Annotated in this window: 15 protein-coding genes and 3 tRNA genes; 9 read left to right on the plus strand and 9 right to left on the minus strand. The window is 34.6% G+C overall.

Translation table 11 applies throughout. The annotated features are described in order from the left end of the window. Positions 1-178: 178 nt before the first annotated feature. Together ACNH59_RS00210 and ACNH59_RS00215 are read left to right on the plus strand one after the other, a co-directional pair. Positions 179-628 (plus strand): response regulator, encoded by a 450-nt coding sequence (locus ACNH59_RS00210; protein WP_418263457.1) that lies wholly within the window; start codon positions 179-181, stop codon positions 626-628. 241 nt (positions 629-869) lie between these two features. Next, a complete protein-coding gene (locus ACNH59_RS00215; RefSeq protein ID WP_418263458.1) occupies positions 870-5,822 on the plus strand; it encodes a T9SS type B sorting domain-containing protein in 4,953 nt (1,650 codons plus the stop codon). Positions 5,823-5,954: 132 nt separating this feature from the next. Here ACNH59_RS00215 and typA read toward each other — a convergent pair whose 3' ends face one another. Further along, a complete protein-coding gene (typA, locus tag ACNH59_RS00220; protein ID WP_418263459.1) occupies positions 5,955-7,751 on the minus strand; it encodes a translational GTPase TypA in 1,797 nt (598 codons plus the stop codon). A 170-nt stretch (positions 7,752-7,921) separates the two neighbouring features. Between typA and ACNH59_RS00225 the strand changes: the two genes are divergently transcribed. Together ACNH59_RS00225 and ACNH59_RS00230 are read left to right on the plus strand one after the other, a co-directional pair. Then, positions 7,922-9,634 carry a PAS domain-containing sensor histidine kinase gene (locus ACNH59_RS00225; protein WP_418263460.1) on the plus strand — a complete coding sequence of 571 codons (1,713 nt, stop codon included), beginning with the start codon at positions 7,922-7,924 and terminating at the stop codon, positions 9,632-9,634. A 1-nt stretch (position 9,635) separates the two neighbouring features. Continuing rightward, positions 9,636-10,037, plus strand: a complete 402-nt coding sequence (locus ACNH59_RS00230) for a response regulator (RefSeq protein ID WP_418263461.1) — start codon at positions 9,636-9,638, stop codon at positions 10,035-10,037. Between the two features lie 401 nt (positions 10,038-10,438). On the opposite strand, the gene rpsT is transcribed toward ACNH59_RS00230, so the two are convergent. The 5 genes from rpsT to proS form a co-directional block, all read right to left on the minus strand. Then, on the minus strand, positions 10,439-10,690 hold the full coding sequence (gene rpsT / locus ACNH59_RS00235; RefSeq protein WP_418263462.1) for a 30S ribosomal protein S20: 252 nt from the start codon (positions 10,688-10,690) through the stop codon (positions 10,439-10,441). Between the two features lie 37 nt (positions 10,691-10,727). Next, positions 10,728-10,799 (minus strand) — tRNA-Glu (locus tag ACNH59_RS00240). Positions 10,800-10,851: 52 nt separating this feature from the next. After that, a tRNA-Glu gene (locus ACNH59_RS00245) sits at positions 10,852-10,923 on the minus strand. A gap of 46 nt (positions 10,924-10,969) precedes the next feature. Continuing rightward, positions 10,970-11,041 (minus strand) — tRNA-Glu (locus tag ACNH59_RS00250). Positions 11,042-11,117: 76 nt separating this feature from the next. Beyond that, a complete protein-coding gene (proS, locus tag ACNH59_RS00255; protein ID WP_418263463.1) occupies positions 11,118-12,596 on the minus strand; it encodes a proline--tRNA ligase in 1,479 nt (492 codons plus the stop codon). A gap of 100 nt (positions 12,597-12,696) precedes the next feature. Here proS and ACNH59_RS00260 point away from each other — a divergent pair, with 100 nt between their 5' ends. The 5 genes from ACNH59_RS00260 to ACNH59_RS00280 all read left to right on the plus strand — a co-directional run bounded on the left by ACNH59_RS00260 (position 12,697) and on the right by ACNH59_RS00280 (position 18,145). Beyond that, positions 12,697-13,626 (plus strand): hypothetical protein, encoded by a 930-nt coding sequence (locus tag ACNH59_RS00260; protein WP_418263464.1) that lies wholly within the window; start codon positions 12,697-12,699, stop codon positions 13,624-13,626. Positions 13,627-13,672: 46 nt separating this feature from the next. Beyond that, entirely contained in the window at positions 13,673-15,175 is a 1,503-nt protein-coding gene (locus tag ACNH59_RS00265; protein ID WP_418263465.1) for an OmpP1/FadL family transporter, read from the plus strand. Between the two features lie 207 nt (positions 15,176-15,382). After that, a complete protein-coding gene (rimO, locus tag ACNH59_RS00270; RefSeq protein WP_418263466.1) occupies positions 15,383-16,696 on the plus strand; it encodes a 30S ribosomal protein S12 methylthiotransferase RimO in 1,314 nt (437 codons plus the stop codon). A gap of 44 nt (positions 16,697-16,740) precedes the next feature. Next, the gene (locus tag ACNH59_RS00275; RefSeq protein ID WP_418263467.1) at positions 16,741-17,205 is read left to right on the plus strand and encodes a hypothetical protein; all 465 of its coding nucleotides are present in this window, start codon (positions 16,741-16,743) and stop codon (positions 17,203-17,205) included. Positions 17,206-17,242: 37 nt separating this feature from the next. Then, complete coding sequence (locus tag ACNH59_RS00280; RefSeq protein ID WP_418263468.1) at positions 17,243-18,145, plus strand: N-acetylmuramoyl-L-alanine amidase; 903 nt, start codon at positions 17,243-17,245, stop codon at positions 18,143-18,145. A gap of 606 nt (positions 18,146-18,751) precedes the next feature. Here ACNH59_RS00280 and ACNH59_RS00285 read toward each other — a convergent pair. From ACNH59_RS00285 to ACNH59_RS00295, 3 genes are all read right to left on the minus strand, one after another. Further along, complete coding sequence (locus ACNH59_RS00285; protein ID WP_418263469.1) at positions 18,752-19,786, minus strand: outer membrane beta-barrel protein; 1,035 nt, start codon at positions 19,784-19,786, stop codon at positions 18,752-18,754. A 544-nt stretch (positions 19,787-20,330) separates the two neighbouring features. Next, positions 20,331-21,290: an aldo/keto reductase gene (locus tag ACNH59_RS00290; protein ID WP_418263470.1), complete on the minus strand. Its 960-nt coding sequence runs from the start codon at positions 21,288-21,290 to the stop codon at positions 20,331-20,333. 4 nt (positions 21,291-21,294) lie between these two features. Continuing rightward, positions 21,295-23,529 carry a B12-binding domain-containing radical SAM protein gene (locus tag ACNH59_RS00295; protein ID WP_418263471.1) on the minus strand — a complete coding sequence of 745 codons (2,235 nt, stop codon included), beginning with the start codon at positions 23,527-23,529 and terminating at the stop codon, positions 21,295-21,297. Positions 23,530-23,604 lie beyond the last annotated feature (75 nt).

Here is a 23,604-nt window from a genome sequence, read left to right on the forward strand (position 1 = left end):
TCATACAGTTACAGTAATTAGTTTTAAATTTATAGTATTATTAGGATTAATTATAACTATGAATGGATTTTAAAAAAACAAGCTTAAACATGATAGCAAAGCCATTAAATTAGCTAAGATAGGAGTTTGAATACGATATTCGTTAAAACCCGATTGAATGGGATGATGAATCGAAAAATTGAAATTACAAGCAAAGAAGGAATTGGGACAACACTTAAATGATACTTTCATGAAAAATAAAATCACCTACATCATTGACGATGATAAATTAACTTTAAAGCTAACAAGTATCATTATCAATAAAAATAATTTCTGCAAAGAAGCAATCCCTTTTAGCAACCCACAAATAGCATTAGACAGGCTAAAAGAGAACTTCAACGATGCATTAAACTTACCTGATATTATATTTTTAGATTTAAATATGCCTATCATAGATGGATGGCAATTTCTAAATGAATTCATTCAAATTCCATTTATTAAAGAAATTGCAGTTTTTATTGTTTCCTCATCAATAGATCCAGCCGATATCGAAAGGGCAAGAAATTATAAAATTGTAAAAAATTATATAGCAAAACCTTTGACTGCTAATAAATTAAAAGAAACATCAGAACTACTACTTGTCATCTAAATCGAAACTCAAGTACCAACCTTAAGAGGTACTTACAAAAATTCAATTATATAAAAACAACTAGCTCTCTATGGTATTATGTTTTATTGTTTCCTTTTTTTTTTACAGAATTAACATAACACACTAATTTTAACACTAAAAAGATTATTTACAAAAGATTATTTTTTTTTCATAACTAATATCTCAATTAATAGTGGTTTTTTTTATCATATAGAAAAAAAATTATTATTAATTTTATCATATGAAAAAAATACCACTAGTATTACTAATACTATTATCAATTAGTGCTTTTGCACAATTTAGTAAAACGCATTACATACCACCTATAAGTTGTAACAATAATTTAGCTTACGACCACTATTTTTACATATCTACTCCAAGTACTACCAATGTCAATTTCAAAATTATTGAAATAGGAGGCTCTACAATAAATGGCTTTGTGAGTAGCAGTACTCCTTACATCTACACTATAGGATCAGGAGCTAACACACAATTAATGACCCCTAAGACTGTCATTGGAAAAATCTCAAACAAAGGTTTTATTATAGAAGCCGATGACTTAGTATATGTAAGTATGAGAATCAATTCAGCCTTAAACAATAACAACACTGCTTTTAACCACGCAGGAGGATTAGTCTCCAAAGGAAATAGCGCACTAGGAACAACATTTAGATTAGGAGCTATGTTTAATCCCGTTTATGACAGCTCGGTACTAAATTTCTCATCTATTCTGGCTACTGAAAACAATACCAAAGTTACTATTTCCAACATTCCTGCTGGGGCCATTCTTACAGACGGAACCGTAGTTAGCGGTCCCATTGTGGTTAATTTAAATAAAAATGAAAGTTACGTCATAGCGTTAGAAAACTACACAAACACTACCTCTAATAGTTCTAACTTAATAGGTGGATTAGTTCAAACCGATAAGCCAGTAGTTGTTAACTCAGGTTCATTTGCAGGAAATAATAGTACCTCTTCAGGAAGAGATGTGGGTTTTGACCAAATTGTTTCATTTGAAAAAACAGGTAAAGAATACATTTTCGTTAAAGGACTAGGAACAAATGAATTAGAAAGAGTCCTTTTAATTGCACACAAAGACAATACCTCCATTTACATCAACGGAAGTAGCACTCCTTTCAAGACAATAAATGCAGGACAATATGCTGACATCAATGGAAGTTATTTTAATAACGGAAATTTATACATCACGACTACCGAGCCCGTTTTTGCATACCAGAGCATCGGAGGAACAAATAGTGCTGCCAATCAAAATTTATTTTTTGTACCGCCAATAAATTGTACGACTCCAAGAACAGTTAACAATATCCCTTTAATACAATCCATTGGAACCGTAACTTACACAGGAGGACTCAATATTGTCACAGAAACTGGAGCAACAGTCACTATCAACAACAATACAATTAGCTCTAGCCCAGTACCCGTTACAGGTAACCCAGGCTTTGAAAGGTATACCGTAAATGGACTTTCTGGTAATATCACTGTAATATCAACCAAACAAGTTTATGTTTCTTACTTTGGAACAAATAATGCTGCCACTTATGGAGGATACTACTCTGGTTTTGACACCAAACCTGAAGTGGTTTCTAATAAAATATCAACAACAAACTCTTCCTGCATTCCAAATATTGTCTTACAAACCAGTACTGTTTCGTCATACGATGCCTTTCAATGGTTTTTTAATGGCAACCCAATCATCGGAGCAATCAGCAATATTTACACCCCTACTTCTCCTGGTTATTACAATGTACAAGGAAGCATCTCAGGTTGTCCCAGTACTGCGCCCTTACTTTCTGACAAGATACCAGTGAGTGAATGTCCATCAGATCACGATGGAGACAACATCAATGATAATAAAGACCTTGACAACGACAATGATGGTATCTCAAATTGTACCGAATCCTACGGAAATCAAAACCTAAACTTATCTAGCAACAGTGGTGTAGTTGCTGTAGGATCCTATTCCAATTCATTCACAGGAAACACAACCACTTCTATTGCCACATCGCCAACACCCTATTTAGGAAATTCTGACGGTAGTTTTACCACTGAAATCCCTACTGGTCTAAATAGTTTCATGACACGCACCCTAACTTTTAACCAACCCATAACTATTGGTATGGAATATATTGAAACGGGAAACAGTGCTGATTTGATAAATGCCGATGCAGAATACATAGTAAACTCAGATATCAACAAAACTATAACCGTAACCAACCCATCAAACCAACTTTTAATTGACACCAATTATGACGGCATATACGAAAGTGGTGTAACAGAATATTCATCATTTGAAATCCGCTTCAGACTCAATAGCACCACTCCCCTAGCAGCTGGAACCGGTGATTTTAAATTTTCATCTTATCTAACCAATACATTCAGCATCACTCATAAAAATTTATCAGAAACTAATAGCAATAAATCCTCATTTAAACTTTTTGCTATTTGCGTACCTAAAGATACCGATGGCGATGGAATCCCAGACCAAATTGACGAAGACAGTGATAACGATGGAATCCCAGACCGAATTGAAGCTCAAGCTAACACACCTTTAGCATTGACCAATGCAGACACTAATAAAGACGGCATAGACAACGCTTTTGGCAATGGCTTAACACCAATTGATACTGATAATGATGGCGTTCCTGATTACCTAGATTGGGATAGTGATAACGATGGCATCAATGATATAAATGAATCAGGAACTAACGCCACCAATCCAGACATTGATAATGATGGAATAAAAAATTACAGAGAACTCGACAGCGATAAGGACCTCTGTTTTGATGTAATTGAAGCAGGTTATCTTGACCCAAACAGTGATGGTATACTTGGAAACGGCCCGATCTCAATTAATTCAAAAGGACAAGTTACTAGCGCTGTAGGCTATACCATCCCTAACAACAATTATACAATAGCCGCTCCAATACTTATTACAAATCAACCTCTTGCACCAGCTACATGTGAACTAGAACCCGCTCAGATAAGCATCACTGATAACGGAGACAGTTACCAATGGGAAATTTCAACCAATGGGACTACATGGACTACACTAACTAACAATACAACTTATAACGGAACAACTACCAATAGTTTAAGCATTTCGACTGTTGCAAATAATATGAATGGTTACAAATACCGAGTATTCATTAATAAAAACGGCAATAGTTGCGGGTTAATGTCTGCCGAAACAAGTTTGACTGTTTATACTTTACCTAGTACCAATAACATTACCATAGTACAATGTGACGATGATCTAGACGGTTTTACAGCATTTAATCTTACGGTAAAAAACAATGACATTTCAGCCAATGCTACCAACGAAACCTTTACATATTACACTTCCCAATTGGGTGCAAGTACCGCTAATTCTGCTGAATTGATAGCAAACCCATTAAGTTTCACAAACACAACTCCAAGCACAATGAATGTATGGGCACGTGTAACTAATTCAAATAATTGCTTCAAAATTTCACAAATCACTCTAAAAGTTATCGCAACTCAAATCCCTTTAACTTTCAACAGAACTTTTCAAAACTGCGATGACTTTCTTGACACCAATGGCAATAACAACGCTAACAACAACAAAAGAGATGGGATTGCGACATTTGATTTTAGTAGTGCTGAAACAGATATCAAATCACTATTACCAGTTGGAAATTACACTGTACGTTTTTACAAAAATCAAAATGACGCCTTAGCCGAAATCGACCCTATTGCCAACACAAATAATTATAGAAATATTGGCTACCCTGACACACAACAAATTTGGACAAGAGTAGATAGCGATACTGATAACGCTTGCTTTGGTTTAGGCCCTTACGTAACCTTAAATGTTGAAAAAAATCCATTTGCCAATCCAGTCATTATCCCCAGACAATGTGACGACAATCAAGACGGTATATTTATTTTTAACACTACAACCTTAGAATCTACACTACTCAATGGACAAGTTAATAAAACAGTTTCCTATTTTGATAGTTCAAACAATCCATTGAGAGATTCAAATGGAAACTTGATTACAAGTCCTTTTCCAAATTCATTTTCTACACAATCACAAACAATTAAGGCAGTTGTCACCAATAACTCTACGCTAAAATGTTCTGAAGAGACCACAATTGAGTTTATCGTTGACAAATTACCACAAGTATTTCCTATACCAAACTCATTAACAATTTCTTGTGACGACGAAACTGACCCTTTGCTTCAAGACGGTAAATTTGGCTTTGACAGCTCCACTTTTGAATCAACCCTACTAGGTTCACAAACAGGAATGATCGTAAAATATTATGATCAAAATGGAAATGCATTACCAAGTCCTTTACCAAATCCATTTATTACGAGTTCACAAAATATAACAGTAAAAGTCGAAAATCCTATAAATCCAAATTGTACAGCAGTTATAACAATTCCGTTCATTGTTCACCCGCTTCCTAAAATCAACATTAACATTGACGGAAACGAAGATGAGTTAATTTGTTCTAATCTGCCAACTTTTTATGTACAATTGAATGCGGGCATTAAAGATGGCTCATCAACTTCAAACTATACTTACAAATGGTATAAAGACAATATCGCTTTATCAAATCAAACACCTACACTAGACGTCAATTCAGAAGGAGTTTACACAGTCGAAGTCACAACCAAAACAACGGGTTGCAGCAGGACTCGCAGTATGTTAGTAACTCCATCAGATATTGCTACAATCAGCTCAATAGAAATAAATGATTTAGCAGATAGTAATTCTGTTACCATTAATGCTACAGGTTTAGGAGATTATGAATACAGCATTGATGACCCTAATAATTCATTCCAAACTTCCAACCTTTTCAATGATGTAACATCAGGAATACACACTGTATACATTCGAGACATCAACGGATGTGGAACTGTGAATAAAGTCATTTCAGTAATTGGAATCCCTAAATTTTTCACCCCTAACGGAGATGGACACAATGATTTCTGGAATATCAAAGGAGTTAATTCTAGTTTTAATTCGAAAACAATTGTTTACATATTTGATCGATACGGTAAACTACTCAAACAAATTAACCCACTAGATCAAGGCTGGGATGGCACATACAACAACAACCAACTTCCTGCTGACGATTATTGGTTTAGCATTAAACTTGAAGATGGACGTGAAGCTAAGGGGCATTTTACTTTAAAAAGGTAACAACAAGTTTCAATTGTATTTAAAGAATTGTCTAGTTGACATCATTAAAAAAGGAACCTATTTCCCTAAATAAAAGCACAAAAAAAGCCATTCTAAAAAAATAGAATGGCTTTTTTAAATATTTATAAAAGATTAAAATTTATATCTTTTTCTGTCTGTTTCAGATAAATAAATTTTTCTTAAACGAATAGACTTTGGTGTTACCTCAACATATTCATCTTTTTGAATGTACTCTAATGCTTCCTCTAAAGAGAATTTGATAGCTGGAATAATTTTTGCTTTATCATCAGCTCCTGACGAACGTACGTTAGATAATTTCTTAGTTTTAGTAACGTTTACAGTCATATCATCGCTACGAGTGTTCTCACCAATTACTTGACCTTCGTAGATATCTTCATTTGGATCAACAAAGAATTTTCCACGATCTTGTAGTTTATCAATAGAGTAAGGAATTGCTTTTCCGTTTTCCATAGAAATTAACGATCCATTATTTCTTCCTGGAATTTCACCTTTGTAAGGTTCGTAACCAATAAAACGGTGTGACATAATTGCTTCACCAGCAGTAGCAGTCAACAATTGATTACGCAATCCAATAATTCCACGAGATGGGATATTAAATTTCACAATCATTCGCTCACCTTTACCTTCCATAGAAAGCATTTCACCTTTACGGATAGATACGAATTCTACAGCTCTACCTGAAAGATTTTCTGGTAAATCGATAGTTAATTCCTCAACTGGCTCACATTTCACACCATCAACTTCTTTGATAATTACTTGAGGTTGTCCAATTTGTAATTCATACCCTTCTCTTCGCATTGTTTCGATAAGTACAGACAAGTGTAATACACCACGACCAAAAACCATAAACTTATCAGCTGAATCAGTTTCACCCAATTTCATTGCTAAGTTTTTCTCTAACTCTTTCGTCAATCTTTCTCTAATATGTCTAGAGGTTACAAATTTACCTTCTTTTCCAAAGAAAGGAGAGTCATTAATTGTGAACAACATACTCATTGTAGGCTCATCAATTGCAATAGTCTGTAAAGCTTCTGGGTTTTCGTAATCAGCAATAGTATCACCAATTTCAAATCCTTCAACACCAACAATTGCACAGATATCACCTGCAACAACTTGCTCTACTTTTTTACGACCTAAACCTTCAAAAGTATGCAATTCTTTAATTCTTGATTTGATTACTTTACCATCTCTTTTTACCAAAGAAATTGGCATTCCTTCTTTCAAAACTCCTCTTTCTAAACGACCAATAGCGATACGTCCTGTAAATGATGAGAAATCTAATGAAGTAATTAACATTTGAGGAGTACCCTCAGATACTTTTGGTGCAGGTACATTTGCAATAACCATATCCAAAAGTGGCTCTATATTTTCTGTTTGATTTTTCCAATCATCTGACATCCAGTTATTCTTAGCTGACCCATAAACAGTTGGAAAATCCAATTGCCATTCTTGAGCACCTAATTCAAACATTAAGTCAAAAACTTTTTCATGAACTTCTTCAGGAGTACAGTTTTCTTTATCTACTTTATTGATAACTACACATGGTTTCAATCCTAAGTCAATTGCTTTTTGAAGTACAAAACGTGTTTGCGGCATTGGGCCTTCAAAAGCATCAACAAGAAGACATACTCCATCAGCCATATTCAATACACGCTCTACTTCTCCACCAAAATCGGCGTGACCAGGAGTGTCAATAATGTTGATTTTTGTTCCTTTGTATTGAACAGAAACGTTCTTTGAAGTAATTGTGATACCTCTTTCACGCTCTAAATCATTGTTATCAAGAATTAAATCTCCTGTGTTTTCGTTATCACGAAATAACTGACAGTGATACATAATTTTATCAACCAAAGTAGTTTTACCGTGATCGACGTGAGCAATAATTGCAATATTTCTAATTGATTCCATCTGTAATTTTTAATGGGTGCAAAGGTACACTTTATTTCGATATAAAAAACATTTCGTCAATAGTTTACCTTTTTGACAACTTGAAATACCATTAAAAATTCTTCTAAACAAACTTTTAAATTAATTAATCAGAAATTTTATAATTAACAATATTTAACTACATTTGGGTAATGAAAAGCAAAATAAACCAAATAACCATAGTATATCTACTGATTGCAATGTTTGCAGTTATTGTTTTTCACAAACTTTCCTTAAAGTATATACTAAACGAAAATTACCCTATTTTCAATTTCTCCAAAGACCTCTTATTGGTAACATTCACAGGATTAATATTTAGATATATATTGACCGAAAATGAAAACAAAAGCAAAGCCATTTTTGAAAAACTAAAAAAGACTAATAATGAAATAAAAGAGTCCAATGACAAATACGATATTGTAGCCAAAGCTACCAGTGACACCATTTGGGATTGGAACATTGCCGAAGACAAACTACAATGGAACAAGGGGATTAAAGGTATTTTCGGATACAACCTAGATGAGGTAGGCGAAAGTTCAAGCTGGTGGTTTCAAAACATACACCCAGAAGACAGTATCAAAATGTCTATTAAACTGTATTCTTTTATAGAACAAAAAATAGAAAATTGGCAAGACGAATACCGCTTTAAATGCGCAGACAATACCTATAAATATGTTCTTGACAGAGGTTTTCTTTTAAAAGACGAAAACGGAAAAGCAATCCGTATGATCGGAGCCATACAAGACATCACAAAAAGAAAAGAAGAAGAACTCAGACTAAAATTACTTGAAACAGTAATTCTTCAAACCAAAGACTCAATAATCATCACCGAGGCTCATTTTAACAAAAATAAATTACCAAAAATAGTATACGCCAATCCTGCTTTTACTACCATGACAGGCTATAACGAAGAAGAAATACTTCACAAATCTCCTGATTTTTTACGAGGATCAAATACTGAAATAAAACTCATAAAAAAACTCATAAAAGCTATCAAAAACCGTGAAGAATGCGTCATTGAAATGATTTGCCGCAAAAAAAATGGAGAAGAATTCTGGCTCCACTTTTCAATGATACCAATTTACAATTCTGACCAAGAGCTATCACACTGGATATCCATACAAAGAGACATAACCGAAGAAAAGAGACAAGAAAAAGAAAGAGAACAATTAATCCTTGAACTAACAAGAAACAACAAAGATCTTAAGCAATTTTCATACATTACATCACACAACCTAAGAGCCCCAATATCAAATCTAACAGGACTATTAGCATTAATTGAAGACATCACTATAGAAGACATTGAACTTAAGGAAATCTTATATGGCTTCAACAAGTCAACACATTTATTAAATGAAACCATCAATGACTTAACCAAAGTCATGATAATCAAAGACAACACATCTACCCTCAAAGAACCAATCTCACTTAGAGAGGTTTTTGAAAATGTTTTCAATCAGTTATCTTTTCAATTTGACTTGCATAGACCTATACTAAAAATTAGCTTTGAAAAAGCACCCACCGTAATAGCTAATAAATCCTATATCGAAAGCATATTACTCAACCTACTATCCAACTCACTGAAATACAAATCAGAAAAAAGAAATCTAAAAATTTCCATTTCAACCGAATTAAACAACAATCATGTTACTTTGAAATTCAAAGACAACGGAATCGGCATTGATTTAACCCGAAATAAAGATAAAATTTTTGGCCTTTACCAACGTTTTCATGATTACCCTGACAGCAAAGGACTAGGACTCTACCTGGTAAAATCTCAAATTGACGCCATGGAAGGAACTATAAAAGTAGACAGCGAAGTTGACAAAGGAACTACTTTCACTTTAACTTTCAAAAACAAATAAAATGTTAGATAAAATATTGTGTATTGATGACGACCCAATAACACTAATGTTATGCAAAAAAGTGATTTCTAAAACAGGATTTTCAAAAGAAACTGACACGGCGCATAACGGCGAAGAAGCCCTAAACTACTTCAAAAATTTAAAAGAAAACAAATCCGAAGACCTAATACTCCCTAAACTAATCTTCCTAGACCTAAATATGCCTATAATGGGCGGCTGGGAGTTCCTAGACTACTTTAGCACAAAGGAATACCAAGATTTCAATCAAACCAAGATAATCGTTCTCTCCTCTACAATTGACCCTGAGGATTTAGAAAAAACTAAAAAATACCCAATGGTAATTGATTTTTTACCAAAACCAATATCCATCTCCATGCTTGAATATTTAACCGCCAAGCTTTAAAAAAACTCAACAGGAAGGGAAGGCTAATTGTCTCTCTACAGATTTTAGGATTGATCCGCTAATTTTAGGATTGATCCCAACTTTTGAACTTGATCCTTTAGAAGTCAATTTAGAGGAGTTCGAAAAATTGATTTCTTCCTGTTTAGATTATCCAATCTTTTTGCCTAATCCCCAACTTTTGAACTTGATCCAAGATTTTCCAATTCGTGGACACCAAATGTACCTACACTAATTTATTTTTAGCAAATATCTATATTTTTATTAAATCCTCCCCAAGTTTTGCTCCTGATCCAGTTTTAGGATTGATCCTTGATCCCTCACCTATTTTTTAACAATAAGAAAAACAAAAAAAGCCCCTTTTAAAAAAGAGGCTTTATATATAAGATATAAAAAGGCAATTATTACAATTTTGCAACAAATTTAGTCAACTTAGATTTTAAGTTTGAAGCTTTATTATCATGAATAATATTCTTCTTAGCTAATTTATCAATCATAGAAATAACGTTTGACAACTTAGAACTAGCATCTGCTTTATCAGTAGCTATTCTTAATGCTTTGATTGCATTACGAGTAGTTTTGTGCTGATATCTATTTAACACTCTTTTCTTTTCGTTGCTTCTAATTCTTTTTAATGCTGACTTGTGATTTGCCATTTTATTATATTTTTTATCTTTTATTATTTTTTCATTGTAGTCCGTAAGGGAATCGAACCCCTGTTACCAAGACGAAATCTTGGCGTCCTAACCCCTAGACGAACGGACCATTATCACCTAGTTAGTCATCAATCTCAAATAGTAACTTAAAGATTAATTTGTAGTCCGTGGGGGAATCGAACCCCCCTTACCAGGATGAAAACCTGGCGTCCTAACCGATAGACGAACGGACCATAATTTCCAAGAAAAAAGGAAATCTTTTATTTTAACAGTATTTTGTAGTCCGTGGGGGAATCGAACCCCCCTTACCAGGATGAAAACCTGGCGTCCTAACCGATAGACGAACGGACCGTGCTTCTGTATTGCGGATGCAAAGATACAACTCTTTTTCTGTTACGCAATAGCAAATGCAAAAAAAATTTAAAATTTAATATGCCTTTGCAAACAGCACTCTCTTAGTTGACTGATTCCCAGTAAACACACAGGTTCCCAGCTCCTCTTTCGCATCCAAAGGAACACATCTAATCGTTGCTTTTGTCAAATCTTTTATCTTCTCTTCCGTCTCTGCCGAACCGTCCCAATGTGCCGAAATAAAGCCTCCTTTACCTTCTAAAACTTGTTTAAATTCTTCAAAATCATTCACTTCCGTAATATGAGAATTTCTATACTCAAAAGCTTTATCAAATAAATCCTTTTGAATTTGTTCTAACAAGGTTTTTATATATTCTGCAATTCCTTCTTTTGATTTCGTCTCTTTGGTCAAAGTATCTCGTCGAGCCACCTCAAATGTACCGTTCTCTAAATCTTTCGGACCTACAGCTATTCGCACAGGAACCCCTTTTAATTCCCATTCTGCAAATTTAAAACCTGGCTTTTGAGTGGTTCTATCATCAAATTTAAGCGTAACCCCTAACTTCCTTAAATCAGCCATCAAAACAGCTACTGCATCAGCTATTGCCGCTAGTTGTTCATCTGACTTATATATAGGAACAATTACAACCTGTATAGGTGCTAAATTAGGAGGCAACACCAAACCTTGGTCATCTGAGTGCGTCATCACTAAAGCCCCCATCAATCGTGTTGACACTCCCCAAGAGGTCCCCCACACATATTCTTGCTTCCCTTCAGCATTCGCAAATTTCACATCAAAAGCTTCTGCAAAGTTTTGACCTAAGAAATGTGAAGTTCCTGCCTGCAATGCTTTTCCGTCTTGCATTAAAGCTTCAATACAGTAGGTTTCTTCGGCACCAGCAAAACGCTCCGACTCTGTCTTCAATCCTTTTACAACCGGAATAGCCATGAAGTTTTGCGCAAAATCAGCATATACATTCATCATTTTCTCTGACTCCTCAATAGCTTCTTGTCGTGTTGCATGAGCCGTATGCCCTTCTTGCCACAAGAACTCAGCGGTTCTTAAAAACAAACGGGTACGCATTTCCCAACGCACAACATTTGCCCATTGATTAATTAACAATGGTAAGTCTCTATAAGATTGCACCCAACCTTTATAAGTTGACCAAATAATAGCTTCAGATGTTGGACGCACAATCAACTCTTCCTCTAATTTCGCATTAGGATCCACCATTAATTTCCCTGGTCTATCAGGATCATTTTTCAATCGATAATGAGTAACTACAGCACATTCTTTAGCAAATCCTTCTGCATTCTTCTCCTCTGCCTCAAACATACTTTTAGGAACAAACAAAGGAAAATAAGCATTCTGATGTCCTGTTTCTTTAAACATTCGATCTAATTCTGCTTGCATTTTTTCCCAAATTGCATAACCGTAGGGTTTTATCACCATACAGCCTCTAACCCCCGAATTTTCAGCTAAATCAGCTTTTACAACTAGCTCGTTATACCATTTTGAATAATCTTCGGATCGTGTGGTAAGGTTCTTACTCATATTGAATAGTTTGGCACAAATTTTGTTTTATTATTTTAACTAAATAGTTTGGCAAAACTAACTATTTTTGTAATGTGCAACAATAAAAAACCATATAGATATGAAAACTTCTAATTTTTCACTAAAAAAAGCATCGCTATACCTAGTATTTGGCGTTAGCAGCATTTTACTATCTTCTTGTGGTTCTTATCAAAATAGCTCCTATTATGACAATGACGGCATATATGGTGATTCTCGTGTGCAACGAACTGAAGTAACTGAAAGAACTAATCCTAACAATCCTTATAAAGATTATTTCAATTCATTGCAAAATGAATATGAATCCGATCAAATATTTACCGACATAGAAAGTTACAACAACTTTGATAACAACCAAAATTCAGACAGACAATATGCTGGATGGGGAAGTAATGCATCAAAAACAGACATTAATATTTACCCAAACTACAACTGGGGTCTATCATTTGGATTTGGATACCCTTACAACAGATGGGGATACTCAAATTTTGGATGGGGAGGATACGGATGGAACAACTTCGGATGGAATAACTTTGGATGGAACTCACCTTACTATGGATGGGGATGGGGAAACTACAACTATCCTTACTACTACGGAAACCGCAATTTCTACAACAGCAATCACTCCTACAACTATGGAAGAAGGGGTGAAACATATAGAAGAGGCGAATCATACAACAATTCAAATTACAACAACAACTTGAATAACTCCAGAAGTTCGCAAGGCAACACCACCATCGGTCGAAGATTTTCGTCTGATAATGAACGCTTTAACAGAAACTCAACAAATAACAATAGCACTCCTAATTTCTCAAGAAGAACAGAGTCTCAAAACCAATATAATTCAGACAATAGTAAATCCAGATCAACAACTAGTCCAAGATACGAAAGCAACACCCCAACTAGAAGCTACAGCCCTAGTAATAACAACTACAGCCCTTCTAGATCTAGCTCACCAAGCGGAAGCTACGGTGGCTCATCAGGTTCAAGCAGAAGAGGTGGAGGACGATAATCTTCGAATCACTATCTTATTTACAAAACCTTTTATTTAAGAAAAAATGAAAAAATCACTCATCATACTAATTACAGGACTAACCTTTGGCTTAGCTCAAGCACAAGAGTCTGTTGACGCCATTCGTTATTCTCAAGACAACCTAACAGGAACGGCTCGTTATCGTGCCATGAGCGGTGCTTTTGGAGCACTTGGAGGTGATCTTTCTTCCTTAAACTCTAATCCAGCAGGTAGTGCAGTGTTTTCAAACAACCAAATGGGATTCACACTAAGTAATTTTGACACAAAGAATGAATCTAATTATTACAACACAAATTACATTGAAAAGAATGATAAAATTAAATTAAACCAAGGAGGAGTTGTTTTTGTATTCCACAATCAAAACCCTAAAAATGACTGGAAAAAGTTCTCATTAGCCATCAACTATGAAAACACTAATAATTTCGACAATTCAATTGTTTCGGTAGGAACTAACCCAACACGTTCGATAGGTGACTACTTTTTACATTATGCCAATGGAGTTACGTTAAACACATTAGAAAACGGCAACTACAGAAACTTGCTACACGGAGAACAACAGGCCTATTTAGGTTACCAAGCCTATATGATAAACCCTGTTTCAACGTCCCCAAATAACACTCAATACAATTCAAATGTGGCAGCTGGAGGTAATTACTACCAAGAAAACTCTGTTTATTCAACAGGATACAATGGAAAACTCTCTTTTAATGCTGCAACCTCATACAAAAACAAACTGTATCTTGGAATTAACTTAAATACCCATTTTCTGGACTACAGACAGTCTTCTTTATTTTACGAAGACAACAACAACAACTTGAACAACGACTACAGAGTCACTCAAGCTGAATTCAGTAACGAATTATATTCTTACGGTTCTGGTTTCTCATTTCAATTAGGAGCAATTGCTAAAATAACTAATGAAGTGCGATTAGGTTTAACATACGAATCACCAACATGGTACAACATCTACGATGAGTTTTCACAAAAATTGATAGCCGTTAGTAGCAATTCAAGTGGTAACCTCCCAGCAGATGTAGTTAATCCTAATGCTACTAATATATACGACCCTTACAAACTTCAAACGCCAAGCAAGGTAACTGGTAGCTTTGCTTATGTTTTTGGAAAAAAAGGACTTTTCAGCATCGATTACGCTCTAAAAGATTACAGCAGTACAAAGTTCAAACCTGAAAACGACCCGTACTTTAGTGGCTTAAATTCATTCATGACAAATACTTTCAGTAGCACGCAAGAATTAAGAATTGGTGGTGAATACAAAATTGAAGCTCTAAGCTTGCGAGCAGGATATCGCTTTGAAGAAAGCCCTTATAAAAACAACAGCACAATTGGTGATTTAAAAGGCTATTCAGCAGGTATTGGCTATAATTTTGGTAATACCAAATTAGATTTATCATACGCTACCTCACAAAGAAATTCACAACAAGGTTTTTTTACTCAAGGATTTACTGATAGTGCCAAAATCAACACTAAAATAGATACTATTACCCTTACCTTATTATTCGAATTATAGTATTTCAATATCATGATGAATCCGTTTCATGAATTTGGGACGGATTTTTTTTAGCCCTGATCGCAGCGGCATCCTCTTGTGAAACGATAGTGAAACAAGAGATACAGCGAAGAGCAGGAATCAGCTCCTAAAAAACTTCCTAAAACCCAATAAAACGAACGCGGTTTGGATAAAAAAGTGTAATTTTGCACTCCAATTTACAAAACTATGAGAACCAAGTCTTTAAAAAAGAATAAAATCAACGTTATCACCCTTGGGTGTTCCAAAAACATATACGATAGTGAAGTCCTTATGGGACAACTTCGTGCCAATGGAAAAGATGTCGAACACGAAGCTCCTGCTGAAAAAGAAGGAAACATCATTGTGATAAATACCTGTGGTTTTATTGATAATGCAAAAGCTGAATCCGTAAATATGATTTTAGAATATGCCGATAAAAAAGACAAAGGTTTGGTTGACAAGGTTTTTGTAACTGGATGCTTATCTGAACGCTACAGACCTGATTTGGAAAAAGAAATTCCTAATGTAGATCAGTTTTTTGGGACTACCGAATTGCCTCAATTATTAAAAGCTTTAGGAGCTGATTATAAGCATGAATTATTAGGAGAACGTTTAACTACAACACCTAAAAATTACGCCTATTTAAAAATTGCCGAAGGTTGTGATAGACCTTGTAGTTTTTGTGCTATTCCGATTATGAGAGGAAAACACGTTTCACAACCTATTGAAAAACTAGTCAAAGAAGCAGAAGGTTTAGCAAAAGATGGAGTTAAGGAGTTAATTCTAATCGCTCAAGACTTGACTTATTATGGTCTTGATATTTATAAAAAAAGAAATCTTGCGGAGTTACTGGAAGCATTGGCAGCTGTTGAAGGAATCGAATGGATTCGCTTGCATTATGCCTTCCCTACTGGATTCCCGATGGATGTGTTGGATTTAATGAAACGCGAGCCTAAGATTTGTAATTATATTGATATTCCATTACAACACATATCGGATTCTATTTTGAAATCAATGCGTCGTGGAACTACTCAAGCTAAGACGACTCAATTACTTAAAGATTTTAGAGCTGCCGTTCCTGGAATGGCAATTCGTACTACCCTAATCGTAGGTTATCCAGGTGAAACCCAAGAGGATTTTGAAATCTTGAAGGATTTTGTTCAAGAAATGAAATTTGACCGTATGGGCTGTTTTGCGTATTCTCACGAAGAAAACACACATGCTTACTTATTAGAAGACAATGTTCCTGATGATGTGAAGCAAGCTCGTGCTAATGAAATTATGGAATTGCAGTCTCAAATTTCTTGGGATCTAAACCAAGAAAAAGTAGGACAAGTATTCAAATGTATTATCGATCGTAAAGAAGGACAACATTTTGTAGGAAGAACAGAATTTGACAGTCCAGATGTTGATAACGAAGTATTAATTGATGCTTCTTTACATTATTTAAAAACTGGCGATTTTGCTATGATTAAAATCACGGATGCCACTGAATTTGACCTCTACGGAGAACCTGCTTAATTTATATTATTTTGCCTTAGTAGTAATAACTTTAATCAATAATCATGATAACTAAACCAAGTTCTATACTTTCTTTCATAGCTTTTTTACTAACAGTTTGTTCTGCAAATGCACAATATGGTTACGGAAATGGTTATGGAAACGGATACGGAAACGGATACGGCCGAATGAATAGAGATAGTCAATTACAAGACACTCCTGACAAGCCAAAGGAAATTCCTGTAGAAGTTACGGTAGGTGAAATCATGAAAAGAATGAAACCAGAAATAAAACTGGATGCATTACAAGAAATTGCCATTGCAAATGTTTTAAAAGAAAGCATTCGTGACCAAGGAATTATTATGAAAGATGAAAACGTTGGCAATGAACAAAAAGGCAAAGAAATCCAAGCATTAGCAGAAACTACAACTCGAAAAATAAATGAGTTCTTGAACCCAGATCAAAAAGAACTTTACAAAAAATGGATTGAGGAAAAACCAAGTTCAAAAAAATCAAAACGCAATAAATAATCAATTCTATACTACAATTTAAGAAGTCCCAGAAAAAATGAAAAATTACTTTTATTTATTGATTGTGACCTTATTGCTTACAGCATGCGGGCCAAAACCTTATAAGGCTTCGGAAAAAATATATAACGAAAAATTAAAAACTTTCAAAGAAGAGATTTCTGTAAAAGAACCAAAACCTTTACCTATTGTAACCACTACAACATTAATTATTGACTCTTCCTATACGCACCGACTATACAAATTTAGTGATGCCATCACCAAAATTGAAGAAAAATCACTAGATCACGGCATTCAAACGGAATGGATTGGGACTGTTAATTTCAATTTACGCAAACCACACTTCATAATTTTACACCATACCGCACAAGATTCTATTGAGCAAACTATACGTACATTTACATTAACCAGAACTCAAGTAAGTGCTCATTATGTAATTGGTGATAACGGGAGAGTGGTACAAATGCTCAATGACTATTTACGTGCTTGGCATGCAGGGAATGGTTCTTGGGGAAAAAATAAAGACATCAACTCCTGTTCCATCGGAATTGAGTTAGACAACAATGGCAGTGAACCTTTTTCGGAAGCTCAAATAACAAGTTTGCTGGCACTATTAACAAAATTAAAGAAAGACTACGACATCCCTAAAGAAAACATCTTGGGGCATGCAGATATTGCTCCTTCACGAAAAATAGATCCAAGTCCCTTATTTCCTTGGCGAACTTTAGCCGAAAACGGCTTTGGATTGTGGAAAGATGACATTTTAGAACCTGCACCTGCAAATTTCAATGTTGAGCAAGCTTTACGCATCATAGGTTATGATACAAAAAACCTAAAAGCAGCCATTTCTGCTTTTAAACTACATTTTATCCAAACGGAAGTTGATAGCGTGTTAGATGAGAAAACCATCAACACCATTTACAGTATTTACAAAAAGAGCTAATTCAAGACTCAAAAAGCAATAATCAAATTTCAATTTCAAAGGTCAAATTTCAAAGGTCAAATTTCAAAACTTTGAAAACCTTTAAATTTATTTGTGGCTTTGCTATCCAAATAATAAGCTAAAAATATCAAAGCTTTTAAAAATATAACGAACTGCACAAATTTAGCTTCTGCAGGTTATTCAAAAATCGTTAATCCACAATCTTCAATCGTTATACAATCTTTATAAGCTTTGTGCATTCTTTGTATTTTCGTGGTTAAACTTATTCAAAAGTCAAAAAGCAAATTTCAATTTTCAAAACCTTGAAAACTTTTAAACTTATTTGTGGCTTTGCTATCCAGATATTAAACTGAGAATCTCAAAGTTTTTAAAAATATAACAAACTGCACAATTTTAGCTTCTACAGGTAATTCAAAAATCGTTAATCCCTAATCTTCAATCGTTATACAATCTTTATAAGCTTTGTGCATTCTTTGTGTCTTCGGGGTTCAACCATAATTATGGTTATAAATAAAAAAACTGTCAAAACATCCGCAATGAATGTCTTGACAGTAAAAAAAATGTTTTTTAAATATTCTTAGCAATCACTTGCTATAATTGTACTTATTAGAATCCGTAAACACAAGCTACTGAAAATTGAGAAGCTGATTTCGTTGGAGTAATCATATCAGACTTAACGAAATTATTGTTCTTTGCACTATCCAATCTAAATTCTGGAATAAAAGTAAATCCACCCGCTTTTAGGTTTGCCGATAAAGTCAATGCTGTAACAGAATTGTCTGCAGTTAAACCTATCATAGAATCATCTTTTTTAGCTTTAAAATATTCAGCACGTAATCCTAAACCAAAATTATCCGTTACAGACACTGAAGGATACAATGCCACTCCTGTATAACCTACATCTCCACTTCCTGGCGCAGTCCAATCAGCAGCATTCAAACCTAAAGTGAATTTATCTGACAATGCAAACGTAGCAGTCAAATCAATAATTGTTCCACTATCAGCACCATCCATAAAGTTGATATATGCACTCACTCCTTCAGCAGGTGCCAATGATAATTGCGCTCCAATTGCGTTTAAACCTCTTAATGGTTCCGCAGAATACACATTCCATTCATTATTAAAGGCTCCAACCATCAAACCAACTTTATCAGAGAAAGCATAGTTCGCCTTTACCCCTGCATTTTGGAATGGTCCGTTAGTAAATAAATAAGAAGTAGAATAGTGGAAGTTAGCCAAAGGTGAAATCACTTCATATCCAACAAATGTTCCCATGAAACCTGCTGTTAAAGTTAATTTATCTGAAACTGCATAATTAACATATAAATTTTGAATATTAAATGTATTTCCATCTGCATCTGCTCCATCTCCATTTAAAATAGATTGGTACTGTCCTCTAGGTCCAAAAGAAAGCTCTCCTACAAAAGATGCTTTACCAGTAGTTTTCTTTAAAGCAATATCAATCATCCCTAAAGACAATGAATTCTGATCAGATGCAAAACTTGTTCCAATATTTGCTGTTTTAGCAAAATCATACTTATAGTACAAGTCTGCAGATCCAGAAATTTCTAATGGTGTGTCTTGAGCAAATGTCATGTTCCCTGTTAGCGCTAAAGCTAAAATAATAATTACTTTCTTCATGTTTAATTTTGTTTTGGTTTAATAATTAATGTACCCTGTTTTTTCCTATTCTTTATTATTAGAATCAATCAAATCCTAATTTTTATTTTGTTTCAAAAAACACAAATACACTTCATTTATTTATTTTTCTGTAGCGAATATATTAAGTTAAAATTAACTAAAACAACAAAAGCTTTATTTTTTGATTCATTTTTTGTCGTTTTATTAATAATAAAAAATCAAAAACAAAAAAATGGTCTTTCTTCACAAATTACACATAAAAAATACACTATTCATAATTGATTTTTTTACCCATACCCCTGTTTTTTCAATATATCAAATATAAAAAACCACTACAAAACCCATAAAAAACCAATAAAACATATAAAAAAAACAACTTACCCCTAAAACAACAGGGGTAGTCTCAAAAAATAAAAACACAAACCAACAATCAAAAAACACGATTTAGAAACTAAAAGAAATGAAAAACTAATAATTAAAAACAAAAAAAGGTCTCAAATGCTATTTTGAGACCTTTTCCATACTTCTTAATAATATGTTAATTCTAACTTTCTAAAACATGGGCTATCCTATTAATTTCATCTGCACTAAATATTAAATTTTGTAAACTATCGAGATTATTATTCAATTGCCCTACCGAACTGGCACCAATCAACACCGAGGTAATTCTATTGTCTTTCATCAACCACACCAAAGCCATCTGAGCCAAGGATTGATTTCTGTTTTTCGCAATTTCATTCAACTGAATTAATTTTTGAATCTTCTCATCCGTAACTTCTTCTCTTTTCAAATGTCCATTAGGATTAGATGCTCTTGATTTTTCAGGAATTCCTTTTAAATATTTATCTGTTAATAATCCTTGTGCCAAAGGTGAAAAAGCAATACAGCCAACCCCTTTATCTTCTAAGACATCAAGCAACCCCTCCTCTACCCAACGCTGCAACATAGAATATTTGGCTTGATGAATCAAACATGGCGTTCCTAATTCCTTTAAAACTGCAACAGCAACCTTAGTTTGCTCTGCAGAATAATTACTAATCCCAACATACAACGCTTTACCCGAACGAACCGCATGGTCTAAAGCCATCATGGTCTCTTCGATGGGCGTTTCGGGATCGGGGCGATGAGAATAAAATATATCTACATAATCCAAATCCATTCGTTTCAAACTTTGATCTAGACTGGACAACAAATACTTCCTGCCCCCCCAATCCCCATAAGGCCCTTCCCACATGGTGTAACCAGCCTTGGTCGAAATTACCATTTGATCGCGTAAATTCCCTTGGAAATTGTTTTTCATGATTTTTCCAAAATTGGTTTCTGCTGAACCAGGTTCTGGTCCGTAATTGTTGGCCAAATCAAAATGAGTAATCCCTTTATCAAAAGCTTCTTTAACTATACTTTCTCCATTTTCAAAATTATCGACTGAGCCAAAATTGTGCCATAGTCCCAACGAAATTTGCGGCAACAACAAGCCACTTTTTCCACATCTATTGTATTCCATATTTTTATAATGTTAATAGTCCATAACTCCTTAATATATGTATGGGTTTTGAATACCAAAACAATTCAAAATCTTCAAATTGTTTTTCAAAGTCATTTTTCAACTCTTGAAAAGTATATACCTTATTATTAGCAATTGAAATTCGGCTTAAAATACCAACCAACCACTCTCCCTCTTCTTTATTGGTTTGGACTGTAAAACTTTCTTTTTTATCATGAAAAGTCAAACGCATCATATCCCAACTTCTTCCTTTTTTAGACTTTGTAAAATATTCCACTTCTGGTTTACCGCCTAACCATACTATTTTAGCAGTGGGTTTGGTAGTGATTTCATTATCCAAAGTCAAAGCATTTTCAATAAAGTCGGCTGTAATTTTGGTTTTAGGGATTTTAAAATCAAACCAATCTTGCAATTCGTAATCCAAACAGATTCCGTGCATGAAGTTAAACAAGGATTTTTTGAGTCCAAAACTAAATTGATCGTGGTTAATTCCTGTTTTGTCTTTATAATCGATATCATTGTTTGCAAAAACAGCCTCTTTAAATTTACCCAAAGAAGGTGCAATTGGGATAACTCCAAAAGCTTCAGGATCTAAACCCACAGGGGAATGTGCCGTCATGGCAAATTGATGCCAAAAACCCGATTGCAACACCCCGGCTTCGAACAACTGCCGAACCATTTCAAGACTATCCACGGTTTCTTGTACCGTTTGCGTAGGGTAACCATACATTAAATAAGCATGAACCATAATTCCTGCTTGGGTAAAATGCTGTGTTACTTTAGCGACCTGCTCCACCGTTACCCCTTTGTCTATTAATTTCAAAAGTCTATCTGATGCCACTTCAAGACCGCCAGAAACGGCAATACAGCCCGAAGCTTTGAGCAATAAACACAAATCTGCAGTAAAACTTTTTTCGAATCGAATGTTTGTCCACCAAGTAATTGAAATTTTCCGTCTCAAAATTTCGACTGCCAAAGCTCGCATCAAAGCTGGTGGTGCAGCTTCATCTACAAAATGAAAACCTGTTTGCCCCGTTTGTGCCACCATTTCTTCAATTCGGTCACATAGCAAATTTGCCGCAACAGGTTCGTATACCTTAATATAGTCTAAGGAAATATCACAAAAGGTACATTTTGCCCAATAACATCCGTGAGCCATAGTGAGTTTGTTCCAGCGACCGTCACTCCACATACGATGCATAGGATTGACAATTTCGATAACAGAAATATATTTATCTAACAATAAATCGGAGTAATCTGGTGTTCCCACTTGAGCCTGTTTGTAATCTGGTTTTGTCGAATTGTTTTTATAAACCACTTTTTCATCCTCTAAAAGAAAAGTACGTTTATACTTCTTTTCAACACCGCATTGCATCTCGACTTCGCTCGATCTGACAGCATTTATAAGCTCTTCAATAGGAGCTTCCCCATCATCCAGTGTAATAAAATCAAAAAACTCAAATACACGAGCATCCGAAAGTGAGCGCAATTCAGTATTCGGAAAACCACCACCCATAGAAATTTTGATTTCTGGATAATGAGCTTTTACCCATTGCGCCGAACGGAATGCACTATATAAATTCCCAGGGAAAGGCACCGAAATTAAAAATAAATTAGGCTGAACACTTTCAATTCGCTCTTCTAAAATTGAAATTAGCAGGTTATCAATATAAGTAGGCTCTTGTTGTAAAGCTTGATACAATTCGTCAAAAGAATTGGCCGAACGTCCCAAACGTTCCGCATATCGACTAAAACCAAAATTGGCATCAATGCATTCAACAATATAATCAGATATATCTTCTAGGTATAAAGTCGCCAAATGTTTGGCTTTGTCTTGTGTTCCCATCAATCCAAAAGCCCAATCCAGTTCTTCCAAAGAAGCAAAACGAGAGGCTTCGGGTAAATAATCTTCTTGGCAAATTTGGAGTGCCAAAGTTGGATTCTTTCCTTGTAAAAAAGCAATTACGGACTCAATCGTTTTAACATACTCCTCTTGTAATGCAAAAATACGTTTGGAATTATCTGAAATGTCACCAACTTGAAGCTTTGAAGTTTGAACTTGAAACAAATCTGTTAAACCTTCTTTCGAAAACAATTTCAAAATTACTTCGATACCCAAATCCGCTTGTACAGATTCTATAGAAATGGTATTCAAAAAACCTTTAATATATGCCGTTGCAGGATAAGGCGTATTGAGTTGTGTGAAAGGCGGGGTAATGAGTAATAATTTTGGTTTCAAAATGAATGATTTTATGCAAAAATAAGGGATAATTAATTAATAGCTCAATCAAGTCAACATACATTTACTAAACAT

It is taken from the genome of Flavobacterium faecale, assembly GCF_048320115.1.
GTDB lineage: Bacteria > Bacteroidota > Bacteroidia > Flavobacteriales > Flavobacteriaceae > Flavobacterium > Flavobacterium faecale_A.

Bases quoted from the DNA above. Each gene is read 5' to 3' on its own strand.
- ACNH59_RS00215 (WP_418263458.1), top strand. From the start codon at position 870: ATGAAAAAAATACCACTAGTATTACTAATACTATTATCAATTAGTGCT.
- typA (WP_418263459.1), bottom strand. From the start codon at position 7,751: ATGGAATCAATTAGAAATATTGCAATTATTGCTCACGTCGATCACGGT.
- ACNH59_RS00225 (WP_418263460.1), top strand. From the start codon at position 7,922: ATGAAAAGCAAAATAAACCAAATAACCATAGTATATCTACTGATTGCA.
- ACNH59_RS00230 (WP_418263461.1), top strand. From the start codon at position 9,636: ATGTTAGATAAAATATTGTGTATTGATGACGACCCAATAACACTAATG.
- rpsT (WP_418263462.1), bottom strand. From the start codon at position 10,690: ATGGCAAATCACAAGTCAGCATTAAAAAGAATTAGAAGCAACGAAAAG.
- proS (WP_418263463.1), bottom strand. From the start codon at position 12,596: ATGAGTAAGAACCTTACCACACGATCCGAAGATTATTCAAAATGGTAT.
- ACNH59_RS00260 (WP_418263464.1), top strand. From the start codon at position 12,697: ATGAAAACTTCTAATTTTTCACTAAAAAAAGCATCGCTATACCTAGTA.
- ACNH59_RS00265 (WP_418263465.1), top strand. From the start codon at position 13,673: ATGAAAAAATCACTCATCATACTAATTACAGGACTAACCTTTGGCTTA.
- rimO (WP_418263466.1), top strand. From the start codon at position 15,383: ATGAGAACCAAGTCTTTAAAAAAGAATAAAATCAACGTTATCACCCTT.
- ACNH59_RS00275 (WP_418263467.1), top strand. From the start codon at position 16,741: ATGATAACTAAACCAAGTTCTATACTTTCTTTCATAGCTTTTTTACTA.
- ACNH59_RS00280 (WP_418263468.1), top strand. From the start codon at position 17,243: ATGAAAAATTACTTTTATTTATTGATTGTGACCTTATTGCTTACAGCA.
- ACNH59_RS00285 (WP_418263469.1), bottom strand. From the start codon at position 19,786: ATGAAGAAAGTAATTATTATTTTAGCTTTAGCGCTAACAGGGAACATG.
- ACNH59_RS00290 (WP_418263470.1), bottom strand. From the start codon at position 21,290: ATGGAATACAATAGATGTGGAAAAAGTGGCTTGTTGTTGCCGCAAATT.